General features: G+C 67.5%; 19 protein-coding genes. 5 read left to right on the forward strand and 14 right to left on the reverse strand.

Annotated features, from left to right (window positions below):
- Positions 1-43: 43 nt before the first annotated feature.
- Positions 44-583: an SRPBCC family protein gene (locus FG323_RS07360; RefSeq protein WP_141453881.1), complete on the reverse strand. Its 540-nt coding sequence runs from the start codon at positions 581-583 to the stop codon at positions 44-46.
- 109 nt (positions 584-692) lie between these two features.
- Positions 693-1,142, reverse strand: a complete 450-nt coding sequence (locus tag FG323_RS19840) for a histone (protein ID WP_141453882.1) — start codon at positions 1,140-1,142, stop codon at positions 693-695.
- 769 nt (positions 1,143-1,911) lie between these two features.
- Between FG323_RS19840 and FG323_RS07370 the strand changes: the two genes are divergently transcribed.
- Entirely contained in the window at positions 1,912-2,157 is a 246-nt protein-coding gene (locus tag FG323_RS07370) for a hypothetical protein (RefSeq protein ID WP_141453883.1), read from the forward strand.
- Positions 2,158-2,168: 11 nt separating this feature from the next.
- Here the strand turns inward: FG323_RS07370 and gcvH are convergent, their stop codons facing one another.
- The 4 genes from gcvH to FG323_RS07390 all read right to left on the reverse strand — a co-directional run bounded on the left by gcvH (position 2,169) and on the right by FG323_RS07390 (position 5,393).
- Positions 2,169-2,564, reverse strand: a complete 396-nt coding sequence (gene gcvH / locus FG323_RS07375; RefSeq protein ID WP_141453884.1) for a glycine cleavage system protein GcvH — start codon at positions 2,562-2,564, stop codon at positions 2,169-2,171.
- 105 nt (positions 2,565-2,669) lie between these two features.
- Positions 2,670-3,779: a glycine cleavage system aminomethyltransferase GcvT gene (gene gcvT / locus FG323_RS07380; RefSeq protein WP_141453885.1), complete on the reverse strand. Its 1,110-nt coding sequence runs from the start codon at positions 3,777-3,779 to the stop codon at positions 2,670-2,672.
- Between the two features lie 215 nt (positions 3,780-3,994).
- Positions 3,995-4,426: an NfeD family protein gene (locus FG323_RS07385; RefSeq protein ID WP_141453886.1), complete on the reverse strand. Its 432-nt coding sequence runs from the start codon at positions 4,424-4,426 to the stop codon at positions 3,995-3,997.
- A gap of 1 nt (position 4,427) precedes the next feature.
- Positions 4,428-5,393: an SPFH domain-containing protein gene (locus FG323_RS07390; RefSeq protein WP_141454578.1), complete on the reverse strand. Its 966-nt coding sequence runs from the start codon at positions 5,391-5,393 to the stop codon at positions 4,428-4,430.
- A gap of 124 nt (positions 5,394-5,517) precedes the next feature.
- Here FG323_RS07390 and FG323_RS07395 point away from each other — a divergent pair, with 124 nt between their 5' ends.
- From FG323_RS07395 to FG323_RS07405, 3 genes are read left to right on the forward strand one after another with little or no spacing between them, the layout of a single operon-like run.
- Complete coding sequence (locus tag FG323_RS07395; RefSeq protein WP_141453887.1) at positions 5,518-6,084, forward strand: sigma-70 family RNA polymerase sigma factor; 567 nt, start codon at positions 5,518-5,520, stop codon at positions 6,082-6,084.
- Positions 6,077-6,934, forward strand: a complete 858-nt coding sequence (locus FG323_RS07400) for a hypothetical protein (protein ID WP_141453888.1) — start codon at positions 6,077-6,079, stop codon at positions 6,932-6,934. Before FG323_RS07395 ends, FG323_RS07400 begins: the two co-directional genes overlap by 8 nt.
- Before the next feature lie 28 nt (positions 6,935-6,962).
- Complete coding sequence (locus FG323_RS07405; RefSeq protein ID WP_181444119.1) at positions 6,963-8,330, forward strand: PDZ domain-containing protein; 1,368 nt, start codon at positions 6,963-6,965, stop codon at positions 8,328-8,330.
- Positions 8,331-8,407: 77 nt separating this feature from the next.
- Here the strand turns inward: FG323_RS07405 and FG323_RS07410 are convergent, their stop codons facing one another.
- From FG323_RS07410 to FG323_RS07445, 8 genes are all read right to left on the reverse strand, one after another.
- The gene (locus FG323_RS07410) at positions 8,408-9,622 is read right to left on the reverse strand and encodes an MFS transporter (protein ID WP_220094133.1); all 1,215 of its coding nucleotides are present in this window, start codon (positions 9,620-9,622) and stop codon (positions 8,408-8,410) included.
- Positions 9,623-9,629: 7 nt separating this feature from the next.
- Entirely contained in the window at positions 9,630-10,550 is a 921-nt protein-coding gene (locus FG323_RS07415) for a DUF6607 family protein (protein ID WP_141454579.1), read from the reverse strand.
- Positions 10,551-10,576: 26 nt separating this feature from the next.
- Positions 10,577-11,191 (reverse strand): Hemin transport protein, encoded by a 615-nt coding sequence (locus FG323_RS07420; RefSeq protein ID WP_255470091.1) that lies wholly within the window; start codon positions 11,189-11,191, stop codon positions 10,577-10,579.
- Positions 11,192-11,226: 35 nt separating this feature from the next.
- Positions 11,227-13,410 carry a TonB-dependent hemoglobin/transferrin/lactoferrin family receptor gene (locus FG323_RS07425; protein WP_255470140.1) on the reverse strand — a complete coding sequence of 728 codons (2,184 nt, stop codon included), beginning with the start codon at positions 13,408-13,410 and terminating at the stop codon, positions 11,227-11,229.
- A 240-nt stretch (positions 13,411-13,650) separates the two neighbouring features.
- Positions 13,651-13,854 carry a hemin uptake protein HemP gene (locus FG323_RS07430; protein WP_141453892.1) on the reverse strand — a complete coding sequence of 68 codons (204 nt, stop codon included), beginning with the start codon at positions 13,852-13,854 and terminating at the stop codon, positions 13,651-13,653.
- Between the two features lie 111 nt (positions 13,855-13,965).
- Positions 13,966-14,736, reverse strand: coding sequence for an ABC transporter permease (locus FG323_RS07435; protein ID WP_141453893.1), 771 nt, complete (start codon positions 14,734-14,736; stop codon positions 13,966-13,968).
- The gene (locus FG323_RS07440) at positions 14,733-15,650 is read right to left on the reverse strand and encodes an ATP-binding cassette domain-containing protein (protein WP_141453894.1); all 918 of its coding nucleotides are present in this window, start codon (positions 15,648-15,650) and stop codon (positions 14,733-14,735) included. The genes FG323_RS07435 and FG323_RS07440 overlap by 4 nt, the downstream gene beginning before the upstream one ends.
- 208 nt (positions 15,651-15,858) lie before the next feature.
- Complete coding sequence (locus tag FG323_RS07445) at positions 15,859-16,830, reverse strand: aldo/keto reductase (protein WP_141453895.1); 972 nt, start codon at positions 16,828-16,830, stop codon at positions 15,859-15,861.
- Between the two features lie 267 nt (positions 16,831-17,097).
- On the opposite strand from FG323_RS07445, the gene FG323_RS07450 reads away from it, so the two are divergent.
- Positions 17,098-17,673, forward strand: a complete 576-nt coding sequence (locus FG323_RS07450) for a TMEM165/GDT1 family protein (protein WP_141453896.1) — start codon at positions 17,098-17,100, stop codon at positions 17,671-17,673.
- Positions 17,674-17,722 lie beyond the last annotated feature (49 nt).

Below are 17,722 nucleotides of genomic sequence, written 5' to 3' on the forward strand. Positions count from 1 at the left end.
CGCCCCGCAACCGCGGGGCGTGTTCGTTCCGGGGCGGATTCCGTCAGCGGGCGGGCGTCCGCTCCAACAGCGTCTTGAGCCGGGCCAGACCGCGCTCGTAGTCGGCGCCGATCATGCGGTCGAACAGCAGGCCGAACCAGCGCGATATCGGGTTGTAGCCGTGCTCGGTGTCAAAGGCCCAGGTCAGCCGGGTCGCGTTGCCGCCCTCGGCCACCAGCGTGTAGGTGGCGATGGAAGGATGGCCACCGAAATCCAGGGCGACGACCACCTGCTCCGGCGCGCGACTGCCGGTGATCCGCTGGCTGCCGGTTCCGACCGCCTGGTTGCCGGACCAGCGCATGCCGGCGCCCACGCCTTCGGCAGGGCCTTCGTAGGTGTACTTGGCCTGCGGATCGGCGGCGAACCAGGGCGACCACTCGTTGAAGCGGCGGAACGAATTGAGGGTGGCGAACACTTCCGCCGGCGGTCGCTGGATGGTGATGGAACGTTCGACGTGGCTGCGCGCCGGCAGCAGCAGGCTTCCGGCCACCAGCACCACGCCCAGCACGACCAAAATGCCCAGGGCCCATTTCAGCAACTTCATGTCATTCCTCCGCTTCGACGGCCGCCAGCTTAATCCCGCGCAAAAAAAAACTCTCCCCCTGCTGGGCACAGGGAGAGAGTCTGATGGATACGGCTAATCGGGGTTTGGCTTAGATCAGCGGAGCCGGGGTGGCCGGCAGCGCGACCGGAGCCGCTTTCTTCTTGGACTTGCGGGCAGGCTTCTTGGCGGCCTTCTTCGCAGCCTTCTTGGCCGGCTTCTTGGCAGCCTTCTTGGCGGCCTTCTTCACGGTCTTCTTGGCAGCCTTCTTGGTGGCCTTCTTGGCAGCCTTCTTCGCAGCCTTCTTGGCGGGCTTGCGGGCGACCTTCTTGGCAGCCTTCTTGGTGGCCTTCTTCGCAGTCTTCTTCGCTGCCTTCTTGGCCGGCTTCTTGGCAACCTTCTTGGCAGCCTTCTTCACGGTCTTCTTGGCGGCCTTCTTGGTGACCTTCTTGGCAGCCTTCTTGGCGGCCTTCTTCACGGTCTTCTTGGCGGCTGCCTTCTTGGTCGCCTTCTTGGCGGCCTTCTTGGCAGGTTTCTTCTTAGCAGCTTTCTTCATTGCCATGTGATGGCTCCTCGTCAGTGAACTTGGATTGGGTACATCGGGGTACGACACCTCTGCCCGAAGGCAGGCCCAGTTGCGGAATTGGCCGCGGGAGTCGGACCCGCAGGCAACCGTCGACGCGCCAGGCGCGTTGAACCGGATTCTTTTGTCGGGACCCTTCTGACGTGGTCCCCTACAAATACGAAAACACCCGGGTCGCCGGGCGACACGGGTGCGGAATGGATGGTGCTGGTCTTTTTTTCGGGGGAAGCGGGCCCTGCGTCCGCCGCTGCCTGGGCTGGGACGATTGGCCTTGTTGTCACTCGCGCTGTCGTATTGATCCGACTCACTCGCTTCCGCAGCACTCTCTGCTGCGCGAAACCTAATCACGGTTTTTGGACGTGTCAACACCTCGGCGAAATTTTTTTGGGGCCGCCGCCGCCGCCTGCCCGCCGGGATGGCGGCGAACGAGGATGGGAAATCGCGGTAACGGATCCCGCCAGCAATGTCGGCGCTGAAGCGGCAAGAAAAAAAAAGCGCAAAAACGAGCGTTTTTTTGACATGCCTTCGCGTGATGCGGAATCCGGATCATGATTCGCACTCCCCGCGACAGCATCGCGAAGGTGGCGGCTGAGGGCTAAACGGCACCTAAAAATTTTTCCGCCGGACGGTCCGGTTTGGGGCGGCGCACAAGCCCGATTGCGCGGATCTGCGCAAAAAAAATCCGCTTTCGCGACCGCCTTCGCGGTCGTCCGACGACGCTTCGACGACGTCGGATGGATGGCCGACGATGCATGCCGGCATCCGTCTGGCGGCATCGCCGGTCGCGTCCGGCACCGTCGTCGGCACCGTTCGCGTCGACGAGCGGATCGCCCGCGGCGAGGCATGGAAGAAAACCATCGACGGAATTCCGTCACCCGGCTCCGGACGCCGCGCTCCCGATTCACCTGCATCGCGCCTCCCGTCCGTCATGACGTTGCCGGACGGGAGGCAAAAAAAAACCGGCCGCGCGAGGCGGCCGGTCCAGGCTGGGTGAAGATGCCGGACTCAGTGGTCCTCGTCTTCCAGCAGCTCGGCGTAGTCGTCGGGGGACAGCAGCTCGTTGAGCTGCTCCGGCTCCTCGGCTTCCACCACGAAGATCCAGCCTTCGCCATAGGCATCCTCGTTGATGGTTTCGGGCTTGTCGGCCAGCGCCGCGTTGACCTCGATCACCTTGCCGGTGACCGGGCTGTACACGTCGGACGCCGCCTTCACCGACTCGACCACGGCGCTGGCGTTGCCGGCCTCGACGCGGTCGCCGACGTTCGGCAGTTCGACATAGACGAGGTCGCCGAGCAGGCCCTGCGCGTGATCGGAAATGCCGACGGTGACGCGGCGATCGCCTTCAGCGCGGGCCCACTCGTGGGACTTCAGGAATTTGAGATCGCCGGGAATCTCGCTCATGTTGGCTACTCCGGATTTGTAACGGGTGGGCGGGAAAGAGGACGCTAGTTTAGCTGCTTATGCCGGGCATGAAAGTGGCCCGGCCGAAGCCGGGCCACCCTCGTGTCATTCGCCCAGCACGCCGGGCTGGGCCTGGCCGTCGCGGACGAACGGGAACTTCACCACCCGCACCGGCACTTCCTTGCCGCGGATGTCCACGCGGACCACACCGGGCTCGCCGGCCGGCACGCGCGCGAAGGCGATGGCCTTGCCCAGGGTGGGCGAGAACGTGCCCGACAGGATCTCGCCATCGCCGTTGGCGGTCAGGACCTTCTGGCCGTGCCGCAGCACGCCCTTCTCATCCATCACCAGGCCAATCATCTGGCGCGGCGCGCCATCCGCCTTCTGCTGCTCCAGCACCGGACGGCCGATGAAGTCGCGGCCCGCGTCCAGGGCAACGGTCCAGGCCAGCGCGGCCTCGTAGGGAGAGACTGATTCATCCATGTCCTGGCCATACAGGTTCATGCCCGCTTCCAGGCGCAGGGTGTCGCGGGCGCCGAGGCCGGCAGACTTCACCCCTGCTTCCAGCAGCGCGTTCCAGAACCCGACCGCGTCCTGTTCCGGCAGGACGATCTCGTAACCGTCCTCGCCGGTGTAGCCGGTGCGGGCGACGAACAGCGGCACGCCGGCCGTGCTCTGCGCCTGCACCGCGGCGAACCGCGACAGCTTGTCGGCGGCGGCGCGATCGGATTCGCGCAGCAGGCCGATGACCTTCGCGCGGGCGGTCGGGCCCTGCACGGCGATCATCGCGAACTCGGGACGCTCCCTCACTTCGACCTCGAACGCGGCGGCCTGGGACTGGATCCACGCCAGGTCCTTGTCGCGGGTGGCGGCGTTGACGACCAGGCGGAAGAACGCGTCATCCATGAAATAGATGATGAGATCATCGATCACCCCGCCGCTGGCATCCAGCATGCAGGTATAGAGCGCCTTGCCCGGCACCTTCAGCTTGTCGACCGAGTTGGCGACCAGATGGCGCAGGAATTCGCGGGTGCGCTGACCATGCAGGTCCACCACGGTCATGTGGCTGACGTCGAACATGCCGGCGTCGCGACGCACCTGGTGGTGCTCCTCGATCTGGGAGCCGTAGTGGATCGGCATGTCCCAGCCGCCGAAATCGACCATCTTGGCGCCGAGCGCGCGATGGGTGTCGTTGAGGATGGTCTTCTTGGTCATGGCCGCTCCCGGGCAAAGAACGCCATTATCCCAGATGGAGAGCGGCCACGCCCCCGACGCCACCGCATGGGCGGCGAATGCCCGATGTGACTTGACGGAGGGTTTGCGGGAATGCGCCCCGGCGCAAGGAAGTGGCGACGGTTCCCCGGCTCGCGGCCACGGAATGGCCGGGCATCGCACCGGCCAGGCGCTCGGCCTGGCCGGTGGCGCACGGATCAGTGTGCCTGCACCTTCAGGACCATGCCGTCCACGGCGACCACGCGGACGCGTGCGCCGACCGGCAAGTCCGGACCGCTGACCGACCAGAACGCATCGTCCACCTTGACCCGCCCCAGGCCACCGGCGATGGCCTGATCCAGTTCCAGCACGCGGCCGATCAACTGTTCGGCGCGGCGGTTCAGCAACGGCTGGTCGCTGCGGCGGCCACGCCCCCGGAACCATTTCAGGTAGACGCCGACCGAGATGACCGCGAACACCGAGAACAGGATCGCCTGCCACAGCCAGCCCAGTTCCGGCAGCAGCAGCACGGCCAGCGCCATTGCCGAGGCGGCGAAACCGAACCAGAGCATGAAGGCGCCAGGCGCCATCGTCTCGGCCGCGAACAGCAGCAGCGCGGCGCCAGCCCAGATCGCGAACTTGAGACTCATCTCAGCCCCCGATGCGCGGCGGTCGCGACCCGATCGACGCCTGCTGCTGGCTCAACGCGTCCTTGGCCAGTTCGGCGATGCCGGCGATGGAACCGATCACGCCGCTGGCCTCCATCGGCATCAGCACGAACTTCTGGTTGGGCGCGGTCGCCAGCTCCTTGAACGCCTCCACGTACTTTTGCGCGATGAAGTAGTTGATCGCCTGCACGTCGCCCTTGGCGATGGCTTCGGACACCAGCGAGGTCGCCTTGGCTTCCGCTTCGGCCAGGCGCTCGCGCGCCTCGGCCTCGCGGTAGGCGGCCTCGCGCTTGCCCTCGGCCTCCAGGATCGCCGACTGCTTCTCGCCCTCGGCGCGCAGGATTTCCGACTGGCGCGAACCTTCCGCTTCCAGGATCGAGGCACGCTTGTCGCGTTCGGCCTTCATCTGCCGCGCCATCGAATCGACCAGATCGCGCGGTGGCTGGATGTCCTTGATCTCGATGCGGTTGACCTTAACGCCCCACGGGCTGGTGGCGTGATCGACCACGCCCAGCAGCTTGGCGTTGATGGTTTCGCGCTGGCTGAGCGACTCGTCCAGGTCCATGGAACCGATGACGGTACGGATGTTGGTCTGCACCAGCGCGATCATCGCCTGGTCCAGGTTGGCCACCTCATAGGCCGCCTTGGCCGCATCCAGCACCTGGAAGAACACCACGCCATCCACCTTCACCACGGCGTTGTCCTTGGTGATCACGTCCTGGGACGGCACCTCGAACACCTGTTCCATCATGTTGACCTTGCGTCCCACCCCCTGCATGTACGGAATCAGGAAGTGCAGCCCCGGGGACATGGTGTGGGTGTACTTGCCGAAATGCTCGACGGTGAACTCGTACCCCTGCGGCACCACCCGTACGCCCTTGAGGAAGGTGACGACGATGAAGATGGCGATTGCGATGACCACGAACGTGGTCAGACCCGAAGAAAACATCATTACCCCCTTCTGTCCTTAGTTATAGGGGAGTATAGACGGCCCCGGGGTACCGCCGGTCCGGGATCTGGCAAATGTGAGCCGGCTGCGACCCTTTTGCCGCCCCCGGCATCTGGATGAATGCATGCCACCCGTATCCAGCTTTGCCATCGACGTGCCCGACACCCTCCTGGCCCGCGCCCGCGCGGGGCGGCAGGACGCCTTCGAGCAGTTGTACCGCTGGTTCGAGCGGCCCGTGTTCACCCTGGCGCTGCGCATCTGCGGCGACCGCGAGGAAGCCTCCGACGTGTTGCAGGACACCATGCTGAAACTCTTCAACCGCCTCGACGATTTCCGCGGCGGCAGTCCGTTCTGGGGGTGGTTGCGGCAGATCGCGGTCAACGAGGCGCTGATGAAACTGCGCCGTAACCGCCGCTTCGACATGGAAATCGCCATGGACGAGGACGATCTGCCGGAAGACGGCGGCCGCCTGCCACCCGCCGCCGCCGATGCCGGCCTGCTGCAGCGGGCGCTTGGCGCGCTGCCGGCCGCGACCCGCAGCGTGCTGTGGCTCTACCACGCCGAAGGCTATACGCACGAGGAAATCGCCCGGCTGATGCAACGTACCCCCAGCTTTTCCAAATCGCAGCTCTCGCGCGGCACCCGCCGCCTGCGGACGCTGCTGCAAATCGAGGAACCCGCCCATGCCTGATGCACGCCAACCGGGGAATCCTGCCCCCGAGGACTGGGGCCAGGCCTTCGCCGCCTTGCCACTGGACGCTCCGCCCGCCGGCGGCTGGAACCGGGTCGTCGCGGCCCTGCCGGCGCGGCGTTCGCGTGCGCGTGTCTGGATTCCGGCCGCGGCCGCCGCCTGCCTGGCGCTTGCGGTGGCGGTGCCGTGGCGCGACACATCGCCCGACCCGTCGGCGACGATGGTGGCCCGCGCGCCCGCTGCCACGACTCCGGCGGAGCCTCCCGCGACGCCGGTCGTTTCTCCCACGCCCTCACCCGATCCGGCAACGGCCATCGCATCGAACGGGGAGGATGCACCGGCCCCCGCGCCGCTCGCGGACACGCCGCCGCGCGACGCGCCACTGGCGACGACCGGTTCGCGGCGTGTTTCCGGACCGCCCGAAGCGACCGAGCGCCGACGCGCTGCCAACGCGGGCACACGCGACAGCAAACCCGCCGACGGCGCGCTGGCCAACGCGGGCGGACGGGCACCCGCGCCCATGGAAGGCGGTGACGCGGCGGCGGGGGGGGCACCCGCCGCGCTGGAAACGCTGTACGCCGAATCCGCGCGCCTGGAAGCGCTGTTGTCCCAGATCCGTGATGACCGCGTGGCCAGCGGTCCGGCGATGGCGCTGAGCGCGGCACTGAACGAACGCGTCGCCGGTATCGATGTCGCGCTGTCACAACCGGACCTGACCCCCACCACCCGCGTCGACCTGTGGCGCGAACGGGTCGCGGTCCTGCAACGCCTGACCGGCGTGGAAAGCACACAACGCTGGATGGCGGCCAACGGCTACCCGGCCGATGGCGCGGTTGCCCAGGTCTATTGAGGAATACGAGGAACAATCCGAGGTGATCATGAAATCCCATACCCGAAACCTGAGCATCGCAGCGCTCGCCATCGCCATAGGCCTGGCCTCCGCCAGCCAGGCCCAGGACAACGCCGCCGCTTCGCGGGAGGATGCGAGGGTCGCGGCACAGCGCGCCGCCGCGCAGGAAGCACAACGCAAGGAGCTGGATGCGGCGCGCGCGGAGTTGCAGCGTGCCGCCCGGCGCATGGCCGAACTTTCGCGCGCCGACGAAATGGCGGCGATGCGACAGCGCATCGAGCGCCGCCCGATGCTGGGCGTACTGCTGGCACCGGATTCTCGGACCGGCGTCCGCGTCACCGGCGTCACTCCGGACAGCGGCGCGGCGCGGGTCGGCCTGCGCTCCGGCGATCAGCTGCTGAAGATCAACGGCAAGGCGATCGCGGGTGGTACGCCGGAACAGCGCCTGGAAAACGCACGCGCTGCGCTGTCGACCCTGAAGGTGGACGTGCCGGTGAAGATCTCGTTCCAGCGTGACGGCGGCGCCCATGACGTGCAGGTCACGCCCCAGGCCGGCCGACCGGTGCTGGTCTTCACCGACGACGGTTCCACCGGCGAACGCGGGACACGCATCGTCCTGTCGCCGGAGGGCGAGGGTTTCGCCACCGTCGACAACTTCGACTTCGGCACCTTCGACTTCAATCCCGCCGAGCTGGCGATCACGCCGGACATCCAGCGCGAACTGATGCGGGTGCGGGAACTCACCGACTGCACCGACGGCAAGGACTGCCTGATGCCGCGCCTGGCCGAAGCCTATCGCTGGAATGGACTGAACCTGTCGTCGGTGGATCCGCAACTGGGGCGCTACTTCGGCACCGATAGCGGTGTACTGGTGCTGTCGACGGGACCGGAACTGGAAGGCCTGCAGGCGGGCGACGTGATCCGCCGCATCGAAGGCCGGGACGTGGCGACGCCGCGCGAGGTGATGGAAGCCCTGCGTGGAAAACCGGTCGACAGCGCCGTCAAGGTGGAATATCTGCGCGATCGCCGGACCGCGACCAGTTCGATCCGGATTCCACGCGCCATGCCGCTGCGGATTCCCGCTCCCCCGTCGCCGCCCGCTCCGCCGGCAGCGCCGCCAACCCCCGCCTCACCCGTACCGCCGGCGCCTCCCGCGCCGCCCGCCGCGGCCGCGGTGCCTGCCCCACCGGCGCCCCCCACGCCTCCGGTCGTGATCTCGAACCGCCGCCAGCACGTGGTCATGGTCGATCGCGACGGCCGGATCCACGAGTACAGCGGCGACGCCAGAGCGCCCTTCCCGCGGCCTCCCGCGCCACCGACGGCGCCGCGGGCGCCTGCGATGCCCAAGGCACCGCCTGCGCCGCCGCCGCCCCCGTCACCGGGCGTGCCGGTCTGAGTATTCCGACAAGAACGTTCGTGTGAATCCCCTGCCCCGGAGCTCTCCGGGGCATTTTTTTCAGCGCCGCGGCCGACTCACACCGCCTCGTCGGCAGGCAGGGCAACGACGGGCTCGCGGGCCGTGCCGACCCAAAAGGCGATCGACGCCAACATCAAAGCGCCGACCACGAACGGCACCGCCGGCGCGATGCCGTACAGCAGCGTCCCCGCCAGCGGTCCCAGCACCATCCCGATGCCCTGCGCGGCGGATACGGTGCCGGCGACGGTTCCCTGTTCGTGCGCGGCCACCGCGTTGGCGGCCATCGCCGAGAACGCCGGGAACACCAGCCCCATTCCCAGCGCCATCACGAAGTAGCTGGCGATCAGTTGCCAGGGCGCCGCGGTGAAGCCCGCGACCAGGAACCCCAGCATCGCCACGACCGCGCCACGCCGGATCAACACCTGCGGCGGCCATTGCAGGCGGCGCACGCCGACCTGCGCGGCAATCAGCGCCACTCCGACCGCCGTCAGCGCATAGCCGGCCACGCGTCCGGCGTGCTCGCGCGACAGCCCCCAGCGATCCATCGCATAGAACCCCACGCAGATCTGGGCGATGGCGACACTGCCCATCGCCACCAGCGCGACGACCACCGGCATCCGCAGGCGCGGGTCCCCCATCCGCACCGGCGTCGCGTCACGCGGCGCCAGCGGCGCGTCGCCGCCGGGTAGTCCGTACATCGCGACGATGAGGGCGACCACCGCGAGCCCTGCCATCGCATACAGCGGCAACACCAGTCCCCCGCCCACCAGCCAGCCGGCCAGCGAGGGGCCGAGCACCAGTCCGATGGCACTGGAGGCGCCCAGCGTCGCCATCGCGGCCGCACGCCGCTCGATCGGCGTGCGGTCGGCGATCATCGCGTTGGCCGCCGCGGGTACCGCCGCGTAGAACGCGCCGATCGCACCGCGCCCCGCCAGCAGCAGCAGGAAACCCGCCAGTGTTCCCGGCAGCGTCAGCAGGGCCCAATGGATCCCGGCCGCCAGCGCCAGATAGGCCGCCGCGAAACCGGCGATGCCGGTGGCAATCACCCGCTTGCGTCCCCAGCGATCGCTCAGCCTTCCCCATGGCCGTGCCAGCAGGAACCACAACACGCCGGCCACGGTCACCGACGCCCCGGCCTGCCATTCGTTCAGCGCCAGCGTCCGCGCCAGTGGCGCCAACAGGGCGATGAACGCGTTCATCGCCATCATGCACGCCGCGTTGGCCAGGATCAGCGGCAGCAGCTTCAACGGCGGAACCGACGGCGCGGACACCGGCGGTTTACCTGGCGACGGTGCGGCCTGCCGGCGCCGGTTCCACCCACGCCGCGAACACCTTGTCGATTTCCTCATCGCTGATCGCCTTGCCTTCCTGTGCTTCGCCGGCCTGGGTGAACAGTGGGATGATCATCGCCATGCCGTCGATCTTGGTCTTGAGATGGACGCCGGTGTCACGTTCCAGGAAGCGCTCCCAACGCGTGCGCACGCGGGCCCAGTAATCCGAGGTGCCCTTCCAGTAGTCGTAAGCCGGCTTGAAGTCGATGTCCCTGGTCTTAATGTAATCGTTGAAGCCGAACTCGCGCGCCAGCTGCACTTCGCTGCCATCGGGCTTGCGCAGCACCTTGGTGTTGAACTGCTCGTGGGTCCAGCCGCCGGGGGTCAGGGTGTGGCGATTGACCACCGACATCGCGTTGTAGTCGCTGCGACGGGTGTATTCGCGACGCGGCAGCGGACGCCAGGACAAATCGCTGGTCCAGGTCGCATGGCCGTCGCGGTAGTCCCAGCGACCGGTGCCGCAATAACGCGGCGCATCACTGACCTCGTAGACGCACTGGGTCCAGGCGCCACGGGTGACCTCGGCAGGAATGGCCTGGCGGGTCCAGGTCTGATCGGCGCTGAATTCGAAGCGCTGCGGGGCCTCATAGATCCAGTCCTGCCGCCAGTGCTTGGTGACGTGGCCGCTCTTGGCATCCACCAGGATGTGCTGCAGGACGATCCGGTGCGGGGTGTCCTCGACCACGATGACGGTCTCGTCGCCACCGCTGCGCATGGCCGCCTGGCGCTCGTAGCCGGGCTGCAGCAGTACGGTTTCGTCGAAGGCGAAATCGACCGTGTACTCGCCCTGCATGGCCAGGATCGACTGGCGGTCACGGGCGGGATCGGCATTCTGCGCGGCGACATCGCCGGCACCGGCGAGCAGCATCGGCAGGAGGATAAGAGGCAGGAATTTCATGCGTGGGTTCTCTCGTTTGGCTTCCAGGAAATCACGGCATCCGGGTAGCTACCGTGTGGCATGTCGCGGATTCGCGACGGTGCGGACGAAAGACAGCAACACTCGTCCGACAGGGTTTCATCGTCGATGCCCTCGTTGCGGGCAATCGCGCGCGCGGTGGCGGCACCGAGCGGGGACAGCCGCGCCAGGCTGGCGGCCAGCACCGGACGTCCGCCCTCGCCCGGCAGTTCATGCAGGCGCAGGATCGCCGCTCGCCACTGCTCACCGCGCAGGCGACCGGCGAGGCGGCGCCACAAGCGCTCGCCGACACCGGCCGGGGATTCCGCGCCGGCCTCTTCCGGCCAACGCGACAGCAGGCGATCCCAGGCCAGGAAGTCGCTGTCGGGCAGCAGGAACAGGCGCCAGCAGCAACGGCCGCCGGCGTCGAGGAACTGCAGCGATTCGCGCAGGCCATCGCTGTCCAGGCCCGCGCGGACCCGCACGCTGTTGGCCTGTTGCCAGCCGATCAGTTCGCCGCCATGTTCGGCGCGGTACAGGCACAGCACCGCGCCCAATGCGGCGAGTTGATGCGGATGCGGCAGGCGCGCGGCCTCCCGCCAATCGCCCGGCATCCGGACTTCCGGCGGAAGCGCGCGCGCCGCCATGGCTACCAGCTCACCGCCACGCTGGCCGACAGCGTGCGGCCCGGCGCGGTGTAGCGTTCCAGGGTGTTGCTGGTAGCGACCACCAGGGCGAGGTCACCGGCATCGAAGTAGCGGCGGTCGGCCAGGTTGAAGACGCCCAGGTTGAACTTCGCACCAGGCGCGAATTCCCAATGCGCGTAGAGGTCCAGCACGCCGTAGCCTCCCGGACGATAGAGGTTGCTGGCGGACGCATGGGTCTTGCGTCCAACGAAACGGCCCGCCAGTTCCACGCCCCACTGGGCCTGGTCATAGGCCAGGCCCAGCGCGGCGGTCAGCGGATCCACGCTGTCGAGCCAGGTGTCGTCGGTCTTGTCCTTGCCGCGCGACCAGGCCGCGGCGCCACTCAGCGACCAGCCGTCCCAGCTCGGAGACAACGCGCCGAAGTCGATGCCCGCCTTCACTTCGACGCCGTAGATCTCGGCCTCGGCGATGTTCTGCGACTGGAACACCATCAGCCCCTCGGTATTGAAGCCAATGTTGCGATTGGACTCGATGAAATCGTCGTACTGGTTGTAGTAGCCGGTCAGGCTGGCGTAGACGGCATCGCCGGAGAACCGCAGGCCCAGTTCCACGCCGTCGCTGGTTTCCGGCTTGAGATCGGGGTTGGCGATGGCGGTATAGCCGAACTGGACGTTGGTGAAGCCGATGTTGACGTCGTTGTATGGCGGCGAACGGAAGCCGCGCGCATAGCCGCCGAACAGCGACCATTCGTCGTTGAAGTGCCAGACCAGGCCGAACTTGGGCGAGACGCTGGTCTCGTTGAGGCTGACCGCGCGAACGCCGGGATTGTCCTCGGCGAAGATGTTGTCCACTTTCGGCTTGAGCCGGTAGTGATCCACGCGCAGGCCCGGAATCAGTCGCAGGCGGCCATCGGCCATCGCGATTTCGTCCTGCACGTACAAAGCACCGACCGTGCTTTCGCTGTTGGGGAAGTCGCGCACGGGGAAGCTGTCGGGCGCCATCACCGGCGTGGTCACGCCGGTGAGCGGGAAGGTGCGCACGCCGTCGCGCTTCTGGCGGGTGCGGGTCCAGGCCAGGTCCACGCCGTAGCTCAGATCGTGCTGCGCGGCACCGGTTTCGAAATGCTTGCGGAAATTCGCCTGCAGACCGTAGGTGCGCTGGTCGAAATTGAACACGCGATCGCGGATGTCCTGCAGGATCGGCGTTGACAGCGTGCGCTCCTCGTGGGTGTACTGCGTGGTTTCGCTGTCCTGCCGGTAGATCTGCCAGTCCAGGCTGTCGGCAAAACCGGCATCGAGTCCATCCCATTCATGCGCCAGCGACAGGCGCGCGCGGGTCTGACGGTCGCGGGCCGTGACCGCGGTGTTGAATGCTCCGGTCAGCCCTTGGCTGCCCAGCGCATTGAGCAGGTTCGTGTCTGTTTTGTCCTCGGCGCCTTCCACCGTCAGGCGGAAGCGCTGCTGCTCGTTCGGCGCGAACACCAGCCGGGTCAACAGGCTGCGGCCATCGCGTTCCTGCGGGTTGGGTTGCGTGCGGCGGCTGCCTTCGCCACCGACGCGTCCCATGTTCTCGGTTTCCTTGCCCTGGCGATGGCCGACCACGGCCAGGCCGCTCCAGCGCTCGCCGCCGAAAGCGGCGGTGGCGCTGCCGAACAGTCCCTTCCAGTCGCCCTCGTAGCCGAGCTTCAAGCCGAAGTAGGCATCCTTCCCGTCCCCCAGATAGTCGGAGGGATCCTTGGTGATGAACGACACCACGCCACCGAGCGCGTCGGATCCGTACAGGGAGCTCGAAGGCCCGCGCACGATTTCAACCTGCTTGATCGTGTCCAGGTCGACCAGGTTGCGGCCGGCGTTGGAGAAGCTGCCGATCGAGAACGCATCGGCGACGGCGATGCCGTCGGTCTGGATGCGCACGCGGTTGCCGTCCAGGCCACGGATGCGGAATCCGCCCATGCCGAAACGGCCGAAACTCGAGGTGACGCTGACACCCGGCTCGTAACGCACCAGATCCTTGATGTCGCGTACCAGGTGATCGTCCATCTGTTCGCGGTCGATCACGCTGACGGTGTTGGGCACGTCGGCGATCTCGCGTTCGCTGCGGGTCGCGGTGACCTGGATGCGTTCGAACTCGCGGGTGGGCGCTGTGCCGGCGGATGCGGCGTCGGCAGGCGTTTCAGCCTGGGCCATGCTTGCGCAGGCCAGCCACAATGCGGAGGTAAGCAGGGTTGGGCGAATCATCGGGGTACGGCAGTCCTTGTTCGGTTTCCCGGCGCGCAACGCGTGCGCACCGTGGGTGGCGGGAAACCTGGAAGGCTGGCGGGCCGGTCGAACCGATGGCTGGCGCCCAGGCGGAGAGAGAAGGTCACCACCGCGGCGGCGCGCCCCGTCGGGGAGAGAGCGCGTTGGGGCGCGGCCGCGGCGGCGGTGTTACTTGGTCAGGATCAGCTTGTCGTTGCTGGTGTGGCGCAGGCGATAGATCTTGTCGCCATGGCGGATCAGTACTTCGCGCTGGCCCTTGAGCAGGACGTGGCTGTCCAGTACGTCCTCGGCGATGGCCGCTGGCCGCGGCGGCAGGCGGTCGCGCAGCGACAGGGGTTCGACGTTCGGCAATGAAGTGACGTTCGAGATCATGTGGTGGACTCCGGGTCGGGCCACTCAAATGATAATGATTCTCATTGGCTAGTCAAATCTTTTTTTCAATGCCTGACTGGGGTTTCCGCCTCATCCGTCAATGGCCGGAATTCAGGGGTATTCGCGCCGCAGGAAATCCCACAGGCCCAGCGCCACCGCGACCACGCCGCCCAGCAGGCCGGTCACGGCGACCTGTCCCATCAGTTCGCCCTGCCCCGCGAACACCTGCATCGGCAGCGTCCACGGATACCAAGGTCCGAAGCGGGCCGACTGGCCGATCAGGAAACCGGCCACGGTGGCGGTCATGCCAGTCGCGACCGCGACGGTGAAACTGCTCCAGCGCAGCGCGATCCACAGGTGCAAGCCGATGATGCAGGCGGACGCGGCCAGGACGACCGCCGCGCGCAGACCGAGGAAGACCCAGGGCACCGGGCCGCCGATGCCGAGCGGATTGTGCAGTTGCACCAGCAGCCATCCTCCCAGCGGAATCAGTGCGGCCAGCACCAGCGTGGCCAGCGCCACCATTCCGATCAGGATGATCAGCTTGCCCAGGTAATGGGCGCTGCGCGGAACCGGCAACGCGAGCAGGTGCTTCCACTGGCGTTCGCCGTGTTCCAGGCCGGCAAGGAGTGCCGATTGCAGGGTCACGTACAGCGGCAGCATCAGGAATGCCCACAGCAGCATCACGCCCTGGATGAAGCGCTCCCACGCCAGCAGCGGTGTCGCCAGCGGTTGCCCGCCCTTGCTCAGCAGCAATTGCAGCACCGACAGCGCCACCACCAGCCCCGGCGCGATGAAGCACAGGCGCAGGGCCAGCGTGCCCTTCAGTTTCAGCGACTCGGCGGACAGCGCGCGCAGGCTGGCGGGAATGATCGCGCTCATGCCGCCCGCCCCTGCGCAAGGTCACCGGTGAGGGTGAAGAACAGCGACTCCAGCGACACCGCCTCGCGCGCCAGATGGGAAACGCCGATGTGGCGGCCGACCAGCAGGCGGTTGATGTCCTGTTCGCTGCGCAGATGCAGATGGACCTTCAATCCCTCCGCATCGAGATCGCTGATCCGCTCGCCGGCCTGGCACAGAGCCTCGGCGGCCATCGCGGGATCGTCGCAGCGGATCTGCAGGCGTGGGCGCGCGCGTGACCGCAGTTCCTCCAGTCGCCCTTCGAAGCGGAGTTGCCCGGCCTGCAGCACGCCGACATGGCTGGCAATCAACTCGATCTCGCCAAGCAGGTGGCTGGAGACGAACACGGTAATGCCCTGCTGCGCAAGCTCCCGCAGCAGCCGGCGCATGTCGAGGATGCCGGCGGGATCCAGGCCGTTGCTGGGCTCGTCGAGGATCAGCAGGCCGGGAGAAGGCAGCAGGCTGAGGGCCAGCGCCAGGCGCTGGCGCATGCCCAGCGAATACTCGCGCACGCGCCGATCGCCGGCGTCGCGCAATCCGGTCAGATCCAGTACTTCGTCGATGCGCTTGCGCGGCAGATCGAGCAGGCGGCGGGTGACTTCCAGGTTCTGCCGACCGCTGAGGTGAGGATACAGCGAGGGGGATTCCACCAGCGCGCCCCCCCGCGACAGTACCCGCCGGTCATCGCGCGCGAGCGGCTGGCCGAACAGTTCCACCCGTCCGCGATCCGGATGCAGCAGGCCCAGCAACAAGCGCACCGTGGTCGTCTTGCCGGCGCCGTTCGGCCCCAGGAAGCCGTAAACGGTGCCCGCCGGCACATGCAGGTTGAGCGACTGCACGCCGAAGCCGCCGGGAAAGCGGCGTTGCAGATCGAAGGTCCGGATTGCGTAGGTCATGGCCGCTCCTGCGGTTAGGGCCGCAGTATCGGCATCTGCGCCTCACGGACTCCCCTGCCGGGAGTCACGCCGTGTCGTTGGTCATGTGTTGTGGTGGTTTTGTGTGGGGCGTTTGATGGCTGATTGGAGCGTCGGGATCAGTGGCTCCGGTTTGCCCCCACCCCGGCCCTCCCCCGTGAACGGGGGAGGGGGCGAGATCCGGATTTCGTCAGCTGGCGGCGGCGCCGAGTCGTTCCCAGACGGTTTCGTCGTAGCGTTGCGCCAGATCGCTGGCGGTCAGATTCTGTTGCAGTTGCCCAACCCGGCTGGCGCCGGTGATGACGGTGGACACATGCGGATTGCGCAGGCACCACGCGATCGCCAATGGCGCCGCGGCTTCGCCGAGTTCGGCCGCCAGCGCGGTGAAACGGCGCGCGCGCTCCAGCTTGCGGTCACCGGCGGTGCCGATCACCATCCGCTGCAACTCCTCGTTGCCGGCGTGGCCCAGGCGGGTATCGTCCGGAATGCCGTCGTTGTATTTGCCGGTCAGCAGGCCGGAGCCCAACGGCGACCAGGTGGTGGTGCCGAGGCCGAGTTCGGCGTACAGCGGCGCGTATTCGAGCTCGACCCGCTGGCGTCGCAGCAGGTTGTACTGCGGCTGCTCCATGGTCGGGCCGTGCAGGTGATGCTGGCGCGCGACGCGGGCGGCCTCGCGGATCTGGGTCGCCGGCCACTCCGAGGTGCCCCAATACAGCACCTTGCCCTGCCGGATCAGCGCGTCCATCGCCCAGACCGTTTCCTCGATCGGCGTTTCCGGATCGGGACGATGGCAGAAGAACAGATCCAGATAGTCGACCTGCAGACGCGCCAGCGCCGCGTGGCAGGCGTCGGTGACATGCTTGCGCGAGAGTCCGCGCTGGGTGGGACGAGGCGTTTCGGCCGAACCGAAGAACACCTTGCTGGAGACGCAGTAGCCATCGCGCGGCAGGCCCAGATCGCGCAGCGCCTGGCCCATCACCGTTTCCGATGCGCCCTGGGCATAGCTTTCGGCGTTGTCGAAGAAATTGACGCCGTGGTCCCACGCGCAGGCCAGCAGATCACGCGCGCCTTCGCGACCGACGCGGTCGCCGAAGGTCACCCAACTGCCGAAAGACAGTGCGGACAACTGCAATCCGGAGTTTCCCAGGCGGCGGTACTGCATGGACGGCGGCCTCGCATGGACGGGTAAATGAGAACAGTTTACGCCCGGGCCCGCGGGCCTCCGCTAGAATGCGCGCACTTACCTCCGGGGAGTAGCCCGTCCGCCGCGCGCGGATACCCTGCATCAACACACTTGGCGGCACGCCATGGTGCGGGAGGCGAAGCGAAGGCTTCGTCGGGCAAGACCGAAGGCAAGCGCGACGCGACCCGGGCCGGGCTGCGTGCGTTTGCCTTCGCGTCCATGCGAAGCCCGGCCCCGGAGTTCCTGATGTTGCTGTCGTTCCAGGCCCTGCTGGTCTCAACCGGCACGGTCGCGCTCGCCGAGATCGGCGACAAGACCCAACTCCTCGCCCTTTTGCTGGCCGCGCGCTACCGCAAGCCCTGGCCGATCGCCTGGGGCATTCTCGCCGCCACCCTGGTCAACCACGCCATCTCCGCCTGGCTGGGCGCCGAACTGACCCGCTGGCTGTCGCCGGAGGTGCTGCGCTGGGGCGTGGCCGCGAGCTTCCTGGCGGTCGCGCTGTGGACGCTCAAGCCGGACAAGCTGGACGAGGACGAAGAGAAACTGCCGGCCTACGGCGCCTTCGTGGCGACCACGGTCGCGTTCTTCCTGGCCGAAATCGGCGACAAGACCCAGGTCGCGACCGTGCTGCTGGGCACCCGCTACGACCCCCTGTGGCAGGTGATTGCCGGCACCACCCTGGGCATGCTGGTGGCCAACCTGCCGGTGGTGTGGCTGGGCCACCGGTTCGCCGACCGGTTGCCGCTCAAGCTGGCGCGCACGGTCGCGGCACTGGTGTTCCTGGGCCTGGCCGCGTGGGTGGCCTGCTTCGGGATCGGCTGAACGCGCGCGCGCCAGCCCGGTTCAGGCAGGCCGGGCGGGCCGGCCTGCT

The organism is Pseudoxanthomonas sp. z9, assembly GCF_006542425.1.
Lineage (GTDB): Bacteria > Pseudomonadota > Gammaproteobacteria > Xanthomonadales > Xanthomonadaceae > Pseudoxanthomonas_A.

What these genes read in the sequence shown, in the direction of transcription:
- FG323_RS07360 (WP_141453881.1), bottom strand. Translation starts at nt 583, where the DNA reads ATGAAGTTGCTGAAATGGGCCCTGGGCATTTTGGTCGTGCTGGGCGTG.
- FG323_RS19840 (WP_141453882.1), bottom strand. Translation starts at nt 1,142, where the DNA reads ATGGCAATGAAGAAAGCTGCTAAGAAGAAACCTGCCAAGAAGGCCGCC.
- FG323_RS07370 (WP_141453883.1), top strand. Translation starts at nt 1,912, where the DNA reads ATGCATGCCGGCATCCGTCTGGCGGCATCGCCGGTCGCGTCCGGCACC.
- gcvH (WP_141453884.1), bottom strand. Translation starts at nt 2,564, where the DNA reads ATGAGCGAGATTCCCGGCGATCTCAAATTCCTGAAGTCCCACGAGTGG.
- gcvT (WP_141453885.1), bottom strand. Translation starts at nt 3,779, where the DNA reads ATGACCAAGAAGACCATCCTCAACGACACCCATCGCGCGCTCGGCGCC.
- FG323_RS07385 (WP_141453886.1), bottom strand. Translation starts at nt 4,426, where the DNA reads ATGAGTCTCAAGTTCGCGATCTGGGCTGGCGCCGCGCTGCTGCTGTTC.
- FG323_RS07390 (WP_141454578.1), bottom strand. Translation starts at nt 5,393, where the DNA reads ATGTTTTCTTCGGGTCTGACCACGTTCGTGGTCATCGCAATCGCCATC.
- FG323_RS07395 (WP_141453887.1), top strand. Translation starts at nt 5,518, where the DNA reads ATGCCACCCGTATCCAGCTTTGCCATCGACGTGCCCGACACCCTCCTG.
- FG323_RS07400 (WP_141453888.1), top strand. Translation starts at nt 6,077, where the DNA reads ATGCCTGATGCACGCCAACCGGGGAATCCTGCCCCCGAGGACTGGGGC.
- FG323_RS07405 (WP_181444119.1), top strand. Translation starts at nt 6,963, where the DNA reads ATGAAATCCCATACCCGAAACCTGAGCATCGCAGCGCTCGCCATCGCC.
- FG323_RS07415 (WP_141454579.1), bottom strand. Translation starts at nt 10,550, where the DNA reads ATGCTGCTCGCCGGTGCCGGCGATGTCGCCGCGCAGAATGCCGATCCC.
- FG323_RS07420 (WP_255470091.1), bottom strand. Translation starts at nt 11,191, where the DNA reads ATGCCGGGCGATTGGCGGGAGGCCGCGCGCCTGCCGCATCCGCATCAA.
- FG323_RS07425 (WP_255470140.1), bottom strand. Translation starts at nt 13,410, where the DNA reads ATGGCCCAGGCTGAAACGCCTGCCGACGCCGCATCCGCCGGCACAGCG.
- FG323_RS07430 (WP_141453892.1), bottom strand. Translation starts at nt 13,854, where the DNA reads ATGATCTCGAACGTCACTTCATTGCCGAACGTCGAACCCCTGTCGCTG.
- FG323_RS07435 (WP_141453893.1), bottom strand. Translation starts at nt 14,736, where the DNA reads ATGAGCGCGATCATTCCCGCCAGCCTGCGCGCGCTGTCCGCCGAGTCG.
- FG323_RS07440 (WP_141453894.1), bottom strand. Translation starts at nt 15,650, where the DNA reads ATGACCTACGCAATCCGGACCTTCGATCTGCAACGCCGCTTTCCCGGC.
- FG323_RS07445 (WP_141453895.1), bottom strand. Translation starts at nt 16,830, where the DNA reads ATGCAGTACCGCCGCCTGGGAAACTCCGGATTGCAGTTGTCCGCACTG.
- FG323_RS07450 (WP_141453896.1), top strand. Translation starts at nt 17,098, where the DNA reads ATGTTGCTGTCGTTCCAGGCCCTGCTGGTCTCAACCGGCACGGTCGCG.